Below are 15,952 nucleotides of genomic sequence, written 5' to 3'. Positions count from 1 at the left end.
TTTCAGGTAATATTCTTGCGCATCGACATTCATTTCGGTAGCAAGGTTACGGAAGTTCTGAGCCCGGAGGAAAGATATGTCGAAAGTTGCGTTGGTTACCGGCGGTTCGCGGGGGATTGGTGCCGCCATTTCAAAGGCGTTGCAGGCGGCGGGCTATACCGTCGCGGCCAATTACGCGGGCAATGACGACGCTGCCAAAGCCTTTACCGAGGAAACCGGCATCAAGACCTATAAATGGTCGGTGGCCGATTACGACGCCTGCGCGGCGGGCATCAAACAGGTCGAGGATGATCTGGGCCCGGTCGCCGTTCTGGTGAACAATGCCGGCATCACCCGCGATTCCATGTTCCACAAGATGACGCCGCAACAGTGGAAAGAGGTGATCGACACCAACCTGTCGGGCGTCTTCAACATGACCCATCCGGTCTGGGGCGGCATGCGCGACCGCAAGTTCGGCCGCGTCATCAATATCAGCTCGATCAACGGGCAGAAGGGTCAGGCCGGGCAGGCCAACTATTCGGCGGCCAAGGCGGGCGATCTGGGCTTTACCAAAGCCCTGGCGCAGGAAGGCGCGCGCGCGGGCATTACCGTCAACGCGATCTGCCCCGGCTATATCGGCACGGAAATGGTCCGCGCCATCGACGAAAAGGTCCTGAACGAACGGATCATCCCGCAAATCCCCGTCGGTCGTCTGGGCGAGCCCGAGGAAATCGCCCGCTGCGTGGTCTTTCTGGCCTCGGACGATGCCGGCTTCATCACCGGATCAACCATCAGCGCCAATGGCGGGCAGTTCTTCGTCTGACCCTTTGGGTCCAACCCCCTGAAAGCAAGCGGCCCGCGCATCGCACGGGCCGCTTTTTCAATCCCTTGGTTCAACCGTTCAATGCGCCAGGCGCGAGATCTGTTCCTTCAGACGAAGCTTTTCGCGCTTCATCGCCACGATCTCAAGGTCGTTGGTACCTGGGCTGCTCTGGGCTTTCTCGACAGCTTCAGACAGTACACGATGTTTCCTGCGTAGTTCCTCAACATGCGAAGCTACCGACATCATGTCCTCCTCTAATGGTTGTGTTGAACGAATCGATTGCAGCATAGATAAGCGATTCTGTCACTAATCTTTCGCAAACAGAGACGTGAGCGCCGCACCATCGCGCAAAACGGCGGATGCGGCGGCGGTCAGATCCTCTGCGTCGCGCAAATGCCGGGCCGATTCATGCATGACGAAAGGCGCCAGCAGCCGCAGCGGCGCGCGCGTTCCCTTGCGTGCGGTCAGGATGATACGGCCCGCCTCGCGCCCCGCGCGCGCCGCTATGGGCAGGATGACGATGCCGCCAGCGCGGGTTCCCAGCGCCGAAATCAACCCGTCCAGACGATCCGCGCGCTGGATGAAGCTGAGCGAGCCGCCCGGTTTCAGCCGTTTCAGTGCGACATCAAGCCACAGCTCCAACGGTGTCTTTTCCTGCCGGGCGATGGCGCGGCCCGCATCGGGTCCCGCCGTTCCGCCGGTGAAATAGGGAGGGTTGGCGATGACATGATCGAAACTGCGGGCACGCAATGCCTCGGGCATCGCCTCCAACGCGCCTTCATGCACGCTCAGGTTGATCCCGTTGCCCTGCGCATTGTCGCGCGCCAGTGCCGCGTAATCGGGCTGGCGTTCGATCCCGGCCAGCACCACGCCCGGCACGCGCCAGCCCAGACACAGGCTGGCCACCCCCGCCCCGCAGCCCAGCTCCAGCACCGTCTGACCCGCCTGCGCCGTGCAGGCGGCGGCCAGCATCACCGCATCCGCGCCCGAGCGATAGCCCCGCACTGGCTGGGCGATCCGCAGCCGCCCGCCCAGAAAACCGTCCTGCCGGATGTCAGTCATCCAGCCCCAGATCCTTCAGGATCGCGCGGGCAACGAATTCGTCGCGGTCGGCAACCATCACCCGGCGCGGCAGAATGCCGATCGAGCCGTCGAGGATGCTCATATGCTGGTCCAGCTCGAACGCGGCGATGCCCTCGGCGTCAAGCAGGCCAAGGACGCGCGAAATGCGGATGGGATCGTTGCTGCGGAAGAGTTCTTTCATGAACAAAAGCCTAGGGGGCGGTTGCGAAATTGTCGATGGCATGGCAATCCATGCGCGCAGAAACGGGGTTTGCCAATGGGTGTGAACGAAAACGTCCGTAAACCGCTGGACCGGCTGTCCGCCGCGCTTTCAGCCGAGATGGAGGCGGTGAACGCGCTGATCCGCGACCGCATGTCCAGCCGGCACGCGCCGCGCATCCCCGAAGTCACCGCCCATCTGATCGAGGCCGGCGGCAAGCGGCTGCGCCCGATGCTGACGCTGGCGGCGGCAAAGCTGCTGGACTATCCGGGCGAATATCACATCCATCTGGCCGCGACGGTCGAGTTCATCCATACGGCGACCCTGCTGCATGACGATGTGGTCGATGAAAGCCGCCAGCGGCGCGGACGGCCGACGGCCAATCTGCTGTGGGACAACAAATCCAGCGTGCTGGTGGGCGACTATCTGTTCGCGCGCAGCTTCCAGTTGATGGTCGAGCCGGGAAATCTGCGCACACTGGAAATCCTCGCCAATGCCAGCGCCACCATCGCTGAGGGCGAGGTGCTGCAACTGACCGCCGCGCAGGATCTGCGCACCGATGAGGCCGTCTATCTGCAGGTAATCCGGGGCAAGACGGCGGCGCTGTTTTCCGCCGCGACCGAAGTCGGTGGCGTGATCGCGGGCGCACCCGCCCCGCAGGTGCAGGCGCTGTTCGATTACGGCGATGCGCTGGGGATCGCCTTCCAGATCGTCGATGACCTGCTGGATTACGGCGGCGCGGCCGAAACCATCGGCAAGAATATCGGCGACGATTTCCGCGAACGCAAACTGACCCTGCCGGTGATCAAGGCCGTGGCCCGCGCCGATCAGGCCGAGCGTGAATTCTGGTCCCGCACCATTGAGCGGGGCGACCAGCGCGACGGCGATCTGGATCACGCGCTGAGCCTGCTGGCCCGTCACGGTGCGATGCAGGCGGCGCGCACCGATGCACTGGACTGGGCCGGACGCGCCAAGACCGCCTTGCAGCTGCTGCCCGAACATCCGATCCGCGACATGCTGTCCGATCTGGCCGATTTCGTCGTCAGCCGGGTCGCCTGATTCCTCGAAGCCGATGACAAAAGGGGCGGACCGCTTGCGCAGCCCGCCCCCGTCCCGGGAAGAGACCCCTTCTATTTTGCCTGCACGAAGTCGGGATAGGCTTCCATGCTCATCTCGCTGATATCCAGCCCGTTGATTTCGGCTTCCTGATCCGCGCGGATACCGACGGTGGCCTTCAGCACGCTCCAGACGATGAAGCTGGCGATGAAGACGAAGCCTCCGATGGCGACGACGCCGATCAGCTGCGTGACATAGCTGGTATCGGGGTTCGAGGCCGGAACGATCAGCGTGCCCCAGATCCCGGCGATCAGGTGAACCGGAATGGCGCCGACCACGTCGTCGATCTTGAAGCGGTCCAGCAGCGGCACCGCAAAGACCGCGATCATGCCACCCACGCCGCCGATCAGCACCGCGCCGAAGATCGAGGGAAACAGCGGCTCGGCGGTGATCGAGACCAGCCCGGCCAGCGCCCCGTTCAGCACCATGGTCAGGTCCACCCTGCCATAGCGCAGATGGCAGCAGATGATCGCGACAACGACCCCGGCAGAGGCGGCCATATTGGTATTCACGAAAACCCGGCTGACATCGGCGGCGTCATTCACCGACCCGATGGCCAGTTGCGATGCGCCATTGAAGCCGAACCAGCCCAGCCACAGGATGAAGGTACCCAGCGTGGCCAGCGCAAGGTTCGACCCCGGCATGGCCTGCACCCGCCCGTCGGCGCGATATTTGCCGTGGCGCGCACCCAGCACGATGGCGCCCGCCAGCGCCGCGAAACCGCCAGTCGCATGAACCAGCGTCGATCCGGCAAAGTCGGAAAAGCCCATATCCGACAGCCAGCCCTCGCCCCATTGCCAGCTTGCCTCGATGGGATAGATCACCCCGGTCAACACCACGGTGAAGATCAGGAAGGGAAAGACGCGGATCCGCTCGGCCACGGTGCCCGACACGATCGAGGCGGTGGTGGCGCAGAACATCAGCTGGAAGATGAAATCCGACCCCGAGGAATAGCCGTCATCGACCACCCCGCTGGCCACCGCGTCGATGGTCTTGGGGCTGAAGATCTCTCCGATCACGCCGCCGATGGTCCAGTCGCCCGGATACATCAGGTTATAGCCCAGAATCCAGTACATCAGCCCGGCGATGCCGAAGACGCCGACATTCTTGAACAGCTGCGTAGTGACGTTCTTGGACCGGACCAGCCCGGCCTCCAGCATGGCGAAACCGGCCGCCATCCACATCACCAGAAACGCGCCGATCAGAAACAGCAATGTGTTGAAGATATAATAGACATCGGCGCTGACAGCTTCCGCAGGCGCCGCATCCTGCGCCAGGGCAGGGGCCGCCGCGATCGCCACAAGCATTGCGACAAGCGGGAGGGTCTTTTTCATCTGTTACCTCACTTCCGTGGCACAGCCGCTGGGGCTGTCATCGACCTTTGATCGTGAATCCGAACGCCGCGGCACAAGGCGGGGGCGGCACCTGCCCGCTTTGAAACATCATCTGCCCGCGAAACGGGCAGCATATGGCGGTTCATGCCCATATCCGGCGCAGGATTTGTCCGGCCTGCCCGGCCTTCGGGCAGGGGTGCCGATTCTGCCGCAGGGGCAAGTGGCGACGCCCGGCACAACCCTGCACCGGGTCCCTTCACGGATTGGTCAGCCTAATTCCATCGGGCAGAAACTTCATGTATGCTTGCCAGCAATTTGGCCGGAGCAATCGGCCGGGCAGGAAAGCAGGCATGAAAAGACCCACCGGCACTCCGAAGCGCACGGGCCGCAGCCCCGTTGCCGACAAGCGCAGCTTCGCGGACGCGAACACCGCCAAAACCAAGGCGAAAATCCATCGCAAGCGCAAGCCTGCGCCAAAACGCGGCAATGTCGTCGTGCGCGGCGTGGCGGGCACGGTGACGCTGATCTGGCGGATCATCTGGGGCTCTCTGTGGCGTCTGGCGATGGTCTTCGCGCTGATTCTGGGCGCAGCCACGGCCTATTACTTCGTCGGCCTGCCCGAGGCGCAGGCGCTGTTCGACGGGCGCGCCCGCGGCTCTGTCACCATGATGGACCGCGAGGGGCGCGTCTTTGCCTGGCGGGGCGAGACCTTCGGCATGGTCAGCAGCGACAAGATCGCCCCGGTCCTGAAAGAGGCCGTGATCGCGACCGAGGATCGCCGTTTCTATGGCCATATGGGCATCAGCCCGCGCGGCATCGCCAGCGCCGTCAGCATCAACATGGCCGCCGGGCGCGGCCCGCTGGAAGGTCATGGCGGCTCGACCATCACCCAGCAGGTCGCGAAACTGCTGTGCCTTGGCGACAGCTTCGACCCGATCCGCTGGAAGAACGAGGCCGAGTTCGAGGCCGATTGCCGCGAAACCAGCCTGTGGCGCAAGGTCAAGGAGGTTCCGTTCTCTTTCGCGCTGGAAGCCAAGTATTCCAAGGACGACATCCTCAACATCTATATGAACCGGTCCTATCTGGGCGCAGGCGCGCGCGGCTTCGAGGCCGCCAGCCAGCGTTATTTCAACAAGCCCGCATCCGAAGTGAACGCCGCCGAGGCCGCGATGCTGGCCGGCCTGCTGCGCGCGCCCAGCTATTACGCGCCGACCGCGAACCTTCAGCGCAGCCAGGACCGCGCCAATGTGATTCTGGGGCTGATGGCCGAACAGAACTATCTGGATCAGACCGAACTGGCCGAGGCCCGCGCCAATCCCGCGCGTCTGTCGCAGGCGGCGGCGGCACGCGCCGGCGGTTACTTCGCCGATTGGGTGATGGAGACAGGTCCGGGTTTCCTGACCACGGAAACGACTGAAGACGTCACCATCAAGACCACCTTTGACCAACGCATCCAGCGCGCCGCCGAACGCGCGTTGCAGCGGGTCTTTGACGAAAAGGTCGATGAGGGCTCGAAGGCGCAGGCGGCGGTCGTCGTCATGTCGGCGGATGGCGCCGTGCGCGCCATGGTCGGCGGGCGCGACAACACCGCGCAAGGCACGTTCAACCGCGCCACGCAGGCGAAACGGCAGACCGGATCCAGCTTCAAGCCCTTCGTCTTCGGCGCCGCGCTGGAAGCCGGCTATTCGCCCTCGGACATCGTGCAGGACGCGCCGCTGACGATCCATATCCGCGGCTCCAGCCCGTGGTCGCCGCAGAACTATACCCGCCGCTATTCCGGGCCGGTGACGCTGACCACGGCGCTCAAGAACTCGCTGAACACGGCGACGATCCGGTTGCAGGAAACCGTCGGCCGCGATCAGGTACGCCGCGTCGCCCATGATTTCGGCATCGTCAGCAACCTGACCACCAGCCCCTCGCTGGGGCTGGGTGCCTCCGAGGCGACGCTGCTGGAACTGACCGGCGCCTATGCGGGGATCCGCAACGGCGGCACTTCGGTTGCACCCTATGGCCTGATCGAACTGCGCCTTGGCAGCGACGACCAGCCGCTGATGGGGCAGGCCGGCGGCTTTGGCGAAAGGGTGCTGAGCCAGCGCGCGGCGGGCCAGTTGATCTATATGATGAGCCAGGTGATCGACAGCGGCACCGGCGGCCGCGCCAAACTGGACCGCCCGGCGGCAGGCAAGACCGGCACCACCTCCAGCTATCGCGATGCCTGGTTCGTTGGCTTTACCGAGCAATATGTGACCGGCGTCTGGATGGGCTATGACGACAACACGCCGCTGAAAGGCGTGACCGGCGGCGGCCTGCCTGCCGAGATCTGGCAGGCGGTCATGTCCGAAATCCACGAGGGGCTGCCGGTCCTGCCGCTGTCCACCGTATCGCCCGACGGCAGCGGTATCGTCATGTCGGGCGAGGGCATGCCCCGCGTCGTGACCTCTGGCTCGGCCGATGATCCGCTGGCGGCGGCACTGGCCGGCGCCATGTCGAACGGTGGCGGTCAGGGCGGGGGCCGGGTCATCACCGCTCCGGGCGAAACCCCGCAGGGTCAGGCCCCCCAGACCCCCGGCAACACCAATTCCGCAGACAGCGACGATGCCCTCAGCCGGGCGCTGAACGGAATTCTGGGCGGCACCTGACCGCCTTTCTTTGCGCAAAAGACGCAAACGCCCCGCCGATCAGGCGGGGCGTTTTCCGTTTGGTTTGCGGCGGAACACCCGACGCCTATCCCGCCTGTTGCAGATCCGCCGTCAGCCCGGCGATATCGCCATTGCGCCGCGACAACATCGCCGCGATCTCGGCCCGCTCGCTGGCCAGCATGTTGATGCCCTCGATGATGATGTTGAAGAACAGGCTGCGCCCGGATCTGTCGGACACATGCCATTCCACCTCCATCGGCGCGCGACCGTTCAGGTAGGCGGTCGAGGAGACGGCGAAGAAGCTCTTGACCGGGCGGGCCTGCCCGACCTCGATCTTTGACCCGATGAATTCGCGGAAGCGTTTGCCGTATTTGCGACCGATATATCCCTGAAACGCCTGTTTATAGGCCGCGAATTCCGCCGCCCCGGTCTGGCGGGCGACAGGGCCCAGTGCCGATCTGGCGATCACATCGACATCGGCATGGCGCACGAAGATCGCCTCGAAATCGCGATACATCTGTTCGGGGGGCTGACCGGAATTGATGACCTGATAAACCTCGCCCAACGAGGTTTCGATCAGCGCCCGGGCCTCGGTCGTGTCCAGCGCCCAGACCCGATCGACCGGCAGCAGCGCCAGCGCAGCGGCCCCGGCCATCAGCGTCAGCACCCGTCGCCGGTCAGGGCGCGTAGGGGTCATCATAAGGGTCGATGGCCGCGTCGTCGTCAGTGGCATATGGGTCAAAGGCATCGCCCTCCTCTCCCAGTTCATGGCGTCGGTGCATCAGCCAGATCAACCGAGTCTGCGCATAGCTGTCGGCCGAACCTTGCAGGACACCGTCAATCGTATCACCGAACCGCGCCCGATCCGCCATCTTGCCTGCCGCGCGCAGGCCAAAGGCGGCGAAAGCCTGCCGATCGTTCAGCACATGGTTCAACGGGTCCAGCACCAGATCGACCACCTTGCCCGCCGCATCGCGCTGCGTCGAGGGCCCCAGAACCGGCAGTTCCAGATAGGCGCCCTCGCCCACGCCCCAGACAGCCAGCGTCTCGCCGAAATCGGTATCGGCCTCAGACAGGCCGAAATCGGCGCCCGCCGGATCAAGCACCCCGCCCAGCCCGATGGTCGAGTTCACCGCAAAGCGGAAGCCATTGCGGATCGCCGGGCCGGGACGGCCTTGCAGCAGGTGATTGACGATCTTGCCCGGCAGCGACAGGTTCGCCCCGACATTCGCCACCGCGCCGGATACGCCACCACCCTGCCCGTCACGTTTCTTTTCGGAACCACCTGAAAAGGCCCGTGAAACGGGCCCGATAACGGCATTGTCCAGCGATTTGTTGAATTCATGCGTCCGGCGGTTCGACGCCTCATACGGGTCGTTGACCATCGTGCCGTCCTGCATCGCGGGGTCCGAGGCGCAAGCCGCCAGCAACAGCAGCAATCCGATCGGCAGAAAACGACTGCGGCTTCGGCGCAAAGAATTTCCTAACTTTTCCACGTTACAAGAGCATTATATCGGCAAGGACGGCAACAGACTGGCGCAACGGTTCGATTCGGGGATAATGCTGCCGGATGCGGGCGACAAGGCCGCAATCCGTGTCCAGGCGGTTTTTTGAAAGCAGGTGGTTCATGAGTAAGGCGCCCGTTGCAGGCGACGGCATCCGCGAATTGCGCAAGGCCCGCGCGACGGGCTTCTGGCTTTTCCTTGCGGTCGGGCTGTTTTCGGCCGTGGTCAACCTGCTGATGCTGACGGGACCGCTGTTCATGTTGCAGGTCTATGACCGCGTTCTGGCCTCGCAATCGGTCGAGACGCTGACCGCGCTGTTCGTGCTGGTCACATTCCTGTTTCTGCTGATGGGCATCGTCGATTTCGCGCGCAACCGGGTCACGCAGCGAATCGCCGCGCGGTTTCAGGACCGGGTCGAGGGGCGGGTGTTCATCGCCGCCCTGCGCGAAGGGGCGGCCTCGGGCAATGAGGCCGCGGCGACCGCCAGCGGGATGCGCGATCTTGATTCGGTGCAGCGTTTCATCGGCTCTCCGGTGCTGCTGGCGATATTCGATATTCCCTGGGCGCCGCTGTTTCTGGCGGCGATCTATATCTTCCACCCGCTGCTGGGCGTGGTGGCCACGGTCGGCGGCGCGATTCTGGTGGTCGTCACCATCTGCAGCCGCCACTTCAACCGCGATCCGCTGCAACGGTCGATGCAGGCCAGCGCGACGGCACAGCGCATGGCCGACCTGTACCGCGACGAGGGCGAGGTGATCAGCGCCCTTGGCATGCGCAGCGCGACCCACGGGCGCTGGCGTCAGGCGCGGGCCGAGGCGCAGGCGCAGGCGGTGCGCGGGGGCGATCTGTCCTCGGGGTTTACCGTCTTTTCCAAGACTTTCCGGCTGTTTCTGCAAAGCGCCATGCTGGCCGCCGGCGCATGGCTGGTGCTGCGGCAGGAACTGACGCCGGGCGCGATGATCGCGGGCTCGATCATGATGGGCCGGGCGCTGGCCCCCATCGACCAGCTGGTGGGCGGCTGGGCACTGGTGCAGGCCGCACAGGACGGCTGGGAACGTCTGGGCCACCTGCTCAGCCGTCAACCGGCCGAGATCGAACGCACCGCCCTGCCCCGTCCCGAAGCCCGGCTGGAGGTGCGCCAGCTTAGCGTCGCGCCGCCGGGCCAGAATGTCGCCTCGATCCGCGGGGTCGGTTTCGACGTGGCACCGGGTCAGGCGCTGGGGGTCATCGGCCCGTCCGGCGCTGGCAAGTCCACATTGGCGCGCGCCCTGATCGGTGCCTGGCCGGTGGGCGTGGGTTCGATCCGTTTGGGCGGTGCGACGCTGGATCAGTATCACCCGGACGTTCTGGGTCAGCTGATCGGCTATCTGCCGCAAAAGGTGACGCTGTTCGACGGCACCATCGCCGAAAACATCGCCCGACTGGCCGCGCAACCGGACCCTGACCGGGTCGTGCGGGCCGCCCGGGCCGCCGCCGCGCACCAGATGATTCTGGACATGCCGCAGGGCTATGACACTCGCATCACCCAGACCGGGAACCGGCTTTCCGGCGGGCAGATCCAGCGCATCGGCCTTGCCCGCGCGCTCTATCCCGATCCGGTGCTGCTGGTGCTGGACGAGCCGAACTCGAACCTCGACAATCAGGGTTCCGAGGCGCTGAACATGGCCATCCGCCGCATCAAGGCGCAGGGCGGTGCGGTGGTGATCATGGCCCACCGCCCCGCCGCGATCAACGAATGTGAGGTGCTGATGGTCATGGAACAGGGCGTGATGCGCGCCTTCGGGCCGCGCGACGATGTGCTGCGCAAGATGGTCCAGAACTCGGCGCAGATCCTCAAGGCGCAGGAAACCGGTCAGGGCGGAGGCGTGGCATGAGCAGCGACAGCCCCGGCAATCCCGACGACCGCAAGCCCGCCATCCCGGCCGAGGTGCTGAAGGGCGCCCCCGGCCCCGAAGGCGCGGCGCGGCGCAAGGCCGCCCTGCGCGCAGGCGACGTGCCGCCCGCCGATCCGCTGCCGCCTCCGCCGCCGATTTCGGTGCCCGATGCCGGGCGCTGGCCGGTGCGTGGCGCGGTCACGTTCGGCCTGATCGCAATTCTCGTCCTGCTGGGTGGCTTCACCCTCTGGGCGCTGCAAAGCCGCATCTCGGGGGCGGTCGTGGCGCAGGGTCAGGTCGAGGTCGAACAGCAACGGCAGGTGGTCCAGCATCCCGATGGCGGTGTGGTGCAGACGATCACCGTCACCGATGGCCAGCAGGTCGAGGCCGGGCAGCCGCTGATCCTGCTGGACGGCACATTGCTGCGGCCCGAACTGTCCATCGTCGAAAGCCAGTATTTCGAGATCCTCGCCCGCCGCGGGCGGCTGGAGGCCGAGCGCGACGCCTCGGAAGACATCGTCTTCCCGCAGGAATTGCTGGATGCCGCCGAAACCAATCCCGAACTGGCATCGCTGGTACAGGGACAGCGCAGCCTGTTCGACACCCGCAACTATACGCTGGAGCAATCGTTGGAACAGCTGGCCCGGCAGACCGAACAGATCGGTTCGCAGATCGACGGCATCGACGCGCAGATCACCGCCATCCGCCAGCAGGGCGTCCTGATCGGCCGGGAACTGACCGATCAGGAATCGCTGCTGGCACGCGGGCTGGCGCAGGCCTCGCGCGTGCTGGCCCTGCAACGCGAGGCGGCGCGCATCGACGGCGAACTGGGCGAATTGCAGGCCAGCCGCGCCTCTGCCGAAACCCGGCAGAGCGAGTTGGACATCCAGCGCCTGCGCCTTGGCGCCGAACGCCGCGAGGATGCCGAAACGCAACTGCGCGATCTGGGCTATCGCGAGTTGGAACTGGCCGAACGCCGCCGCGCCCTGACCGAGCAGATCAACCGTCTGGAAATCCGCGCGCCGGTATCGGGTCTGGTCTATGACCTTCAGGTGACGACACCGCGTTCGGTCATCCGGCCCGCCGATCCGCTGCTCTATATCATCCCGCAGGACCGGCCTTTGGTGATCGGCGCGCGGGTCGCCACGATCAATATCGACGAAATCCAGATCGGCCAGCCGGTCGCGCTGCGCTTTTCCGCCTTTTCCTCGCGCACGACGCCGGAAATCAACGGACAATTGCTGCGGATATCGCCCGATGTGCTGGTGGATGAGGCCACGCGGACCCCCTATTACCGCGCCGAGGTGACCATCCCGCCCGAGGAATTGCAGAAACTGGGCGAAATGGCGCTGATCCCCGGCATGCCGGTCGAGGTCTATATCCAGACCGGCGAACGCAGCCCGATGAACTATCTGTTGAAGCCGATGACGGATTATTTCAGCCGCGCCTTCCGCGAACAGTAAGGACACCACAAACGTGCTGCTGCTGCGAGAAATCGGGCGCAGTTTTCCGCCCGACCTGACCTTGCGGCCCGCACGCCGTCAGCGTTTGCGGCGGCGTTTGGCGGCGCGTTTGACCTCGGCCAGCCGGGACTGCGTGGACATGCGGCGAGGCGAACGGCTGCGCTTGCCCTTGCCGGGGCCGCGCGGCAGGGGGTGGCCTTCCAGTTCGACCAGTTCCAGCGTCAGGCCGCCTGTCATCGGGATCGCTTCGGACAGGCGCACGGTGACGCGCTGGCCGATGCCGATTTCCAGCCCGGTATCGGCGCCGATCAGCGTCTGCGCATCGGGGTCGAAGTGGAAATATTCGTGGCCCAGATCGCGGATCGGCAGCAGCCCGTCGGCGCCGGTCTCGTCCAGCTTGACGAAGGCGCCGAACCGCTGGATGCCGCTGATCCGCCCTTCCATCTCGGTGCCGACGCGATCCGCCAGATAGGCCGCCAGATAACGGTCCACCGTGTCGCGTTCGGCGGCCATGCTGCGGCGCTCGGTCTCGCTGATATGGGTCGCAGTCTCGGAGAGGCGCTTGTCATCGCCGCCCGACAGCCCGTCGGGCTTGCCACCCTGCCCGCCGCCCCAGCCATGACCCGAGATCAGCGCCCGATGCACGATCAGATCGGAATAGCGCCGGATCGGCGAGGTGAAATGCGCATAGCTTTTCAACGCCAGCCCGAAATGCCCGAAATTCTCGGGGTGGTAATAGGCCTGCGTCATCGACCGCAGGGTCGAGATATTGATCAACTCGTCGAAATCGCTGCCCTCGGCCTGTGCCAGCAGCCGGTTCAGATGGCTGGTTTGCAGCACCTGCCCCTTGGCCAGCGTGAATCCCGATGCCTGCGCCACCTCGCGCAGCGCGTCGATCTTGGCCAGCGAGGGCTCCTCATGCACCCGATACAGTAGCGGGCGGCGGCGGCTGTTCAGTTCCTCGGCGGCGGCAACATTGGCCAGCACCATGAATTCCTCGATCAGCTTGTGCGCATCCAGACGTTCGCGGAAATTCACCGATTTCACCCGGCCATCCGCGGTCAGCTCGATACGGCGTTCGGGCAGTTCCAGATCCAACGGCTGCCGCCTGCGCCGGGCCTCGACCAACAGCCCATAGGCATGCCACAGCGGCCGGATCACGCTGTCCATCAGCGGCGCGGTGGCGTCATCCGCCTGCCCGTCCGCCGCTGCCTGCGCCTGACCATAGGCCAGCGAGGCGCGGCTGTTCATCATCCCGCGATGGAAATTGTGGCTGATCTTGTTGCCTTCGGCGTCCAGCCGCATCCTGACGGCAATGACCGGGCGGTCCTGCCCTTCATGCAACGAGCACAGATCGGCGGACAGGGCCTCGGGCAGCATCGGCACCACGCGATCGGGGAAATAGGTCGAGTTGCCGCGCGTCCAGGCCTCGCGGTCCAGCGCCGAGCCGGGCCGGACGTAATAGGCAACATCGGCGATGGCGACCCAGATCGTCGCGCCGCCGTCCTCTTCGATGACGGCCGCGACCGCGTCGTCATGGTCGCGGGCATCCGACGGGTCGATGGTGACCAGTGGCAGATCGCGCAGATCCTCGCGGCCCTTCATGCTTGCGGGGCGGGCGGCTTCGGCCTCGGTCAGCGCGGCTGCGGGAAATTCGTCGGGGATGCCGTGCTGATGGATCGCGATCAGGCTGACGGCGCGGGGCGCCGAGGGATCGCCCAGCCGGTCGATGATCCGGGCCAGCGGCAGGCCCATCCGGCCCATTGGTCCGGCCTGTTCGGCTTGCACCAGTTCACCATTCTGCGCCCCCAGCGTCGCATCGGCGCGCACCCGCCATTCGCGGTCCTGCCCCTTGTCGATGGGCATGATGCGGCCACCTTCGGTATCCTTGCGGAAGATCCCGGTGATGCGGTTGGGCGAGGCGGTGATGCGGCGGATCAGACGCGCCTGATACTGGTGATCTTCGCCGTGAACCTCGATCAGACGGGCCAGAAAGCGGTCGCCGCGCCCCAGCGCCGGGTCGGATTCGCGCGGGACATAATGGACGCGCGGCATCGGTGCGTCGCCCCGCCATTCCAGCGGATGGGCGAACAGATCGCCCGAGCCGTCCGGCGCCAGCAGTTCCAGAATGGTGACCGGCGGCAGCTTTTCGGCATCCTGATAATGGCGGCGGCGACGTTCCAGCTGTCCGTCGGCCTCCAGCTCTTTCAGCAGGCGCTTCAACTCGATCCGGGCCGCGCCCTTGATGCCGAAGGCCTTGGCGATGTCACGTTTCGAATTGGCATCGGGATGTTCGGCGACCCAATCCATGATCTGTTGCTTGCTGGGAATCTGGGTCATGGGGCTTACCTGACAGAAGAATATGACCGAACGCGGCAGCGCGGCCTAGAGTTCGCGGATCATGTCGCGATGGGGAATGCCGGCATCGTCATAAAGCTCTCCGCAGGCGACAAAGCCCAGCTTTTCGTAAAAGCCGATCGCCTGCACCTGCGCGCCCAACTTTGCATGGGTGATGCCCGGGCGAAACCGCAAAACGTCCAGTGAGGCACGGATCAGCGCCGCCCCCAGCCCGGTGCCACGGGCGGCGGGCAGAACGCAGACGCGGCCGATCTTGCCAACGGGGCCGTCAATCAGGATCCGGGCGGTGCCGGTCGGCTGACCGTCCAGCCATGCCAGAACATGGATCGCCTGCCCGTCCAGATCGTCCCATTCCTCGGCCTCGGGGACGCCCTGTTCCTCGACAAAGACGGTGCGGCGCAGCGCGCGGCACAGATCGACATCGGCGGCCAGTTCGATCCTCATGCGAAATATCTTTCAAGGATGCGCTGATAGATCGCCTTCAGCTGATGTACCTGCTCGACCGGGACACGCTCATCGACCTGATGCATGAAATGGCCGACCAGCCCGAATTCCAGCACCGGACAGTGATCCTTGATGAAACGCGCATCCGATGTCCCGCCGCTGGTGGACAGGATCGGCTGAAGCCCGGTTTCAGCCGTGACCACCTCGCGGACCAGATCGACGAAGGGGCCGGGCCGGGTCAGGAAGCTTTCGCCCGAGATGCTGGCCGACAGGGTCAGCTCGACCCCGGTGCGTTCGCTGATCGCCTGCGCGCGCGCGTCCAGATCGCGGATCAGGCTGTCGCCGCTGTGCAGGTCGTTGAAGCGGATATTGATGACCGCCGTCGCCGTTTCGGGAATGACGTTCGAGGACGCATTGCCGCAATCGACTGAGGTGATCTGCAAACCGCTGGCGTCGAAATGCTCGGACCCCTGATCCAGCGGGGTGGCGATCAGGTCATGCAGAAACTGGGTCAGCGCATGCAGCGGGTTCCTGGCCAGGTGGGGATAGGCCGCATGGCCCTGCACCCCGCGCGCCGCGACCCGGAAGGTGATCGAGCCGCGACGCCCGATCTTGATCATCTCGCCCATCCGGTCGGGGTTCGACGGCTCTCCGACGATGCAGACATCCATCCGCTCGCCCTGCCCGACCATCCAGTCCAGAAGCGCCACGGTGCCATCGCCCGCCGGGCCTTCCTCGTCGCCGGTGATGGTCAGGATCACCGCACCATCGGGCGGGGTCTCAGTCACGAAGTCGATGGCGGCGGCGACAAAGGCCGCGACGCCCGATTTCATGTCGGTGGCACCCCGGCCCCAGATCAGCCCGTCATGCAGATGCCCGCCAAAGGGCGGATGGCTCCACGAGGCCGGATCGCCCGGCGGCACCACATCGGTATGCCCGTTGAAGCCAAAGCTGCGCGCGCCCCTGGCCCCCCAGCGCGCAAACAGGTTCGGCGTGTCGTTGCGATCGACGCGATGCACCTCGAACCCCGCTTCCGTCAGCAGATCGGCCAGCAGCACCAGCGCGCCGCCTTCGGTCGGCGTCACCGAGGGGCAGCGGATCAGGTCGGCGGTCAGTCGGGCGGCGTCGGTCATCT

The 15,952-nt window shown here is 65.3% G+C and carries 14 protein-coding genes; 5 read left to right on the top strand and 9 right to left on the bottom strand.

Features of this window, described 5'->3' with window-relative positions:
- Nucleotides 1-76: 76 nt before the first annotated feature.
- Nucleotides 77-802 (top strand): acetoacetyl-CoA reductase, encoded by a 726-nt coding sequence (gene phbB, locus JHW40_RS06180; protein WP_090614928.1) that lies wholly within the window; start codon nucleotides 77-79, stop codon nucleotides 800-802.
- Between the two features lie 78 nt (nucleotides 803-880).
- On the opposite strand, the gene JHW40_RS06175 is transcribed toward phbB, so the two are convergent.
- The 3 genes from JHW40_RS06175 to JHW40_RS06165 are packed head-to-tail and all read right to left on the bottom strand — an operon-like array spanning nucleotide 881 to nucleotide 2,066.
- Nucleotides 881-1,090 (bottom strand): YdcH family protein, encoded by a 210-nt coding sequence (locus JHW40_RS06175; RefSeq protein ID WP_336390106.1) that lies wholly within the window; start codon nucleotides 1,088-1,090, stop codon nucleotides 881-883.
- A gap of 18 nt (nucleotides 1,091-1,108) precedes the next feature.
- A complete protein-coding gene (locus tag JHW40_RS06170) occupies nucleotides 1,109-1,864 on the bottom strand; it encodes a tRNA1(Val) (adenine(37)-N6)-methyltransferase (RefSeq protein ID WP_090614925.1) in 756 nt (251 codons plus the stop codon).
- The gene (locus JHW40_RS06165) at nucleotides 1,857-2,066 is read right to left on the bottom strand and encodes a putative signal transducing protein (RefSeq protein WP_090614948.1); all 210 of its coding nucleotides are present in this window, start codon (nucleotides 2,064-2,066) and stop codon (nucleotides 1,857-1,859) included. The genes JHW40_RS06170 and JHW40_RS06165 overlap by 8 nt, the downstream gene beginning before the upstream one ends.
- A gap of 75 nt (nucleotides 2,067-2,141) precedes the next feature.
- Between JHW40_RS06165 and JHW40_RS06160 the strand changes: the two genes are divergently transcribed.
- On the top strand, nucleotides 2,142-3,143 hold the full coding sequence (locus JHW40_RS06160) for a polyprenyl synthetase family protein (RefSeq protein WP_090614922.1): 1,002 nt from the start codon (nucleotides 2,142-2,144) through the stop codon (nucleotides 3,141-3,143).
- A gap of 71 nt (nucleotides 3,144-3,214) precedes the next feature.
- On the opposite strand, the gene JHW40_RS06155 is transcribed toward JHW40_RS06160, so the two are convergent.
- Nucleotides 3,215-4,534: an ammonium transporter gene (locus tag JHW40_RS06155; RefSeq protein ID WP_090614918.1), complete on the bottom strand. Its 1,320-nt coding sequence runs from the start codon at nucleotides 4,532-4,534 to the stop codon at nucleotides 3,215-3,217.
- A gap of 350 nt (nucleotides 4,535-4,884) precedes the next feature.
- Between JHW40_RS06155 and JHW40_RS06150 the strand changes: the two genes are divergently transcribed.
- A complete protein-coding gene (locus JHW40_RS06150) occupies nucleotides 4,885-7,173 on the top strand; it encodes a transglycosylase domain-containing protein (RefSeq protein ID WP_139208211.1) in 2,289 nt (762 codons plus the stop codon).
- Nucleotides 7,174-7,258: 85 nt separating this feature from the next.
- Here the strand turns inward: JHW40_RS06150 and JHW40_RS06145 are convergent, their stop codons facing one another.
- Both JHW40_RS06145 and JHW40_RS06140 read right to left on the bottom strand, forming a co-directional pair.
- Nucleotides 7,259-7,870 carry an MlaC/ttg2D family ABC transporter substrate-binding protein gene (locus tag JHW40_RS06145; protein WP_419182462.1) on the bottom strand — a complete coding sequence of 204 codons (612 nt, stop codon included), beginning with the start codon at nucleotides 7,868-7,870 and terminating at the stop codon, nucleotides 7,259-7,261.
- Nucleotides 7,851-8,648, bottom strand: coding sequence for an MlaA family lipoprotein (locus tag JHW40_RS06140; protein ID WP_272849078.1), 798 nt, complete (start codon nucleotides 8,646-8,648; stop codon nucleotides 7,851-7,853). The genes JHW40_RS06145 and JHW40_RS06140 overlap by 20 nt, the downstream gene beginning before the upstream one ends.
- Before the next feature lie 152 nt (nucleotides 8,649-8,800).
- Here JHW40_RS06140 and JHW40_RS06135 point away from each other — a divergent pair, with 152 nt between their 5' ends.
- Together JHW40_RS06135 and JHW40_RS06130 are read left to right on the top strand one after the other, a co-directional pair.
- Nucleotides 8,801-10,552, top strand: a complete 1,752-nt coding sequence (locus JHW40_RS06135) for a type I secretion system permease/ATPase (protein ID WP_090614910.1) — start codon at nucleotides 8,801-8,803, stop codon at nucleotides 10,550-10,552.
- Nucleotides 10,549-12,015 carry an HlyD family type I secretion periplasmic adaptor subunit gene (locus JHW40_RS06130; protein ID WP_090614907.1) on the top strand — a complete coding sequence of 489 codons (1,467 nt, stop codon included), beginning with the start codon at nucleotides 10,549-10,551 and terminating at the stop codon, nucleotides 12,013-12,015. The genes JHW40_RS06135 and JHW40_RS06130 overlap by 4 nt, the downstream gene beginning before the upstream one ends.
- Nucleotides 12,016-12,093: 78 nt before the next feature.
- Here the strand turns inward: JHW40_RS06130 and rnr are convergent, their stop codons facing one another.
- The 3 genes from rnr to dapE are packed head-to-tail and all read right to left on the bottom strand — an operon-like array spanning nucleotide 12,094 to nucleotide 15,950.
- A complete protein-coding gene (gene rnr / locus JHW40_RS06125) occupies nucleotides 12,094-14,355 on the bottom strand; it encodes a ribonuclease R (RefSeq protein WP_090614902.1) in 2,262 nt (753 codons plus the stop codon).
- A 45-nt stretch (nucleotides 14,356-14,400) separates the two neighbouring features.
- A complete protein-coding gene (locus JHW40_RS06120; RefSeq protein ID WP_090614899.1) occupies nucleotides 14,401-14,817 on the bottom strand; it encodes a GNAT family N-acetyltransferase in 417 nt (138 codons plus the stop codon).
- Nucleotides 14,814-15,950 carry a succinyl-diaminopimelate desuccinylase gene (gene dapE, locus JHW40_RS06115; RefSeq protein ID WP_090614896.1) on the bottom strand — a complete coding sequence of 379 codons (1,137 nt, stop codon included), beginning with the start codon at nucleotides 15,948-15,950 and terminating at the stop codon, nucleotides 14,814-14,816. The genes JHW40_RS06120 and dapE overlap by 4 nt, the downstream gene beginning before the upstream one ends.
- Between the last annotated feature and the right edge of the window lie 2 nt (nucleotides 15,951-15,952).

The organism is Paracoccus alcaliphilus, assembly GCF_028553725.1.
Taxonomy (GTDB): Bacteria; Pseudomonadota; Alphaproteobacteria; order Rhodobacterales; family Rhodobacteraceae; genus Paracoccus; species Paracoccus alcaliphilus.
The sequence above is the reverse complement of the archived record's forward strand: the minus strand, read 5'-3'. Positions and strand labels throughout refer to the sequence as shown.

Excerpts from the sequence above, each read along its gene's own strand:
- phbB (WP_090614928.1), top strand. The coding sequence starts at position 77 with ATGTCGAAAGTTGCGTTGGTTACCGGCGGTTCGCGGGGGATTGGTGCC.
- JHW40_RS06160 (WP_090614922.1), top strand. The coding sequence starts at position 2,142 with ATGGGTGTGAACGAAAACGTCCGTAAACCGCTGGACCGGCTGTCCGCC.
- JHW40_RS06150 (WP_139208211.1), top strand. The coding sequence starts at position 4,885 with ATGAAAAGACCCACCGGCACTCCGAAGCGCACGGGCCGCAGCCCCGTT.
- JHW40_RS06175 (WP_336390106.1), bottom strand. The coding sequence starts at position 1,090 with ATGCTGCAATCGATTCGTTCAACACAACCATTAGAGGAGGACATGATG.
- JHW40_RS06155 (WP_090614918.1), bottom strand. The coding sequence starts at position 4,534 with ATGAAAAAGACCCTCCCGCTTGTCGCAATGCTTGTGGCGATCGCGGCG.
- rnr (WP_090614902.1), bottom strand. The coding sequence starts at position 14,355 with ATGACCCAGATTCCCAGCAAGCAACAGATCATGGATTGGGTCGCCGAA.
- dapE (WP_090614896.1), bottom strand. The coding sequence starts at position 15,950 with ATGACCGACGCCGCCCGACTGACCGCCGACCTGATCCGCTGCCCCTCG.
- JHW40_RS06130 (WP_090614907.1), top strand. The coding sequence starts at position 10,549 with ATGAGCAGCGACAGCCCCGGCAATCCCGACGACCGCAAGCCCGCCATC.
- JHW40_RS06170 (WP_090614925.1), bottom strand. The coding sequence starts at position 1,864 with ATGACTGACATCCGGCAGGACGGTTTTCTGGGCGGGCGGCTGCGGATC.
- JHW40_RS06120 (WP_090614899.1), bottom strand. The coding sequence starts at position 14,817 with ATGAGGATCGAACTGGCCGCCGATGTCGATCTGTGCCGCGCGCTGCGC.
- JHW40_RS06165 (WP_090614948.1), bottom strand. The coding sequence starts at position 2,066 with ATGAAAGAACTCTTCCGCAGCAACGATCCCATCCGCATTTCGCGCGTC.
- JHW40_RS06135 (WP_090614910.1), top strand. The coding sequence starts at position 8,801 with ATGAGTAAGGCGCCCGTTGCAGGCGACGGCATCCGCGAATTGCGCAAG.
- JHW40_RS06145 (WP_419182462.1), bottom strand. The coding sequence starts at position 7,870 with ATGACCCCTACGCGCCCTGACCGGCGACGGGTGCTGACGCTGATGGCC.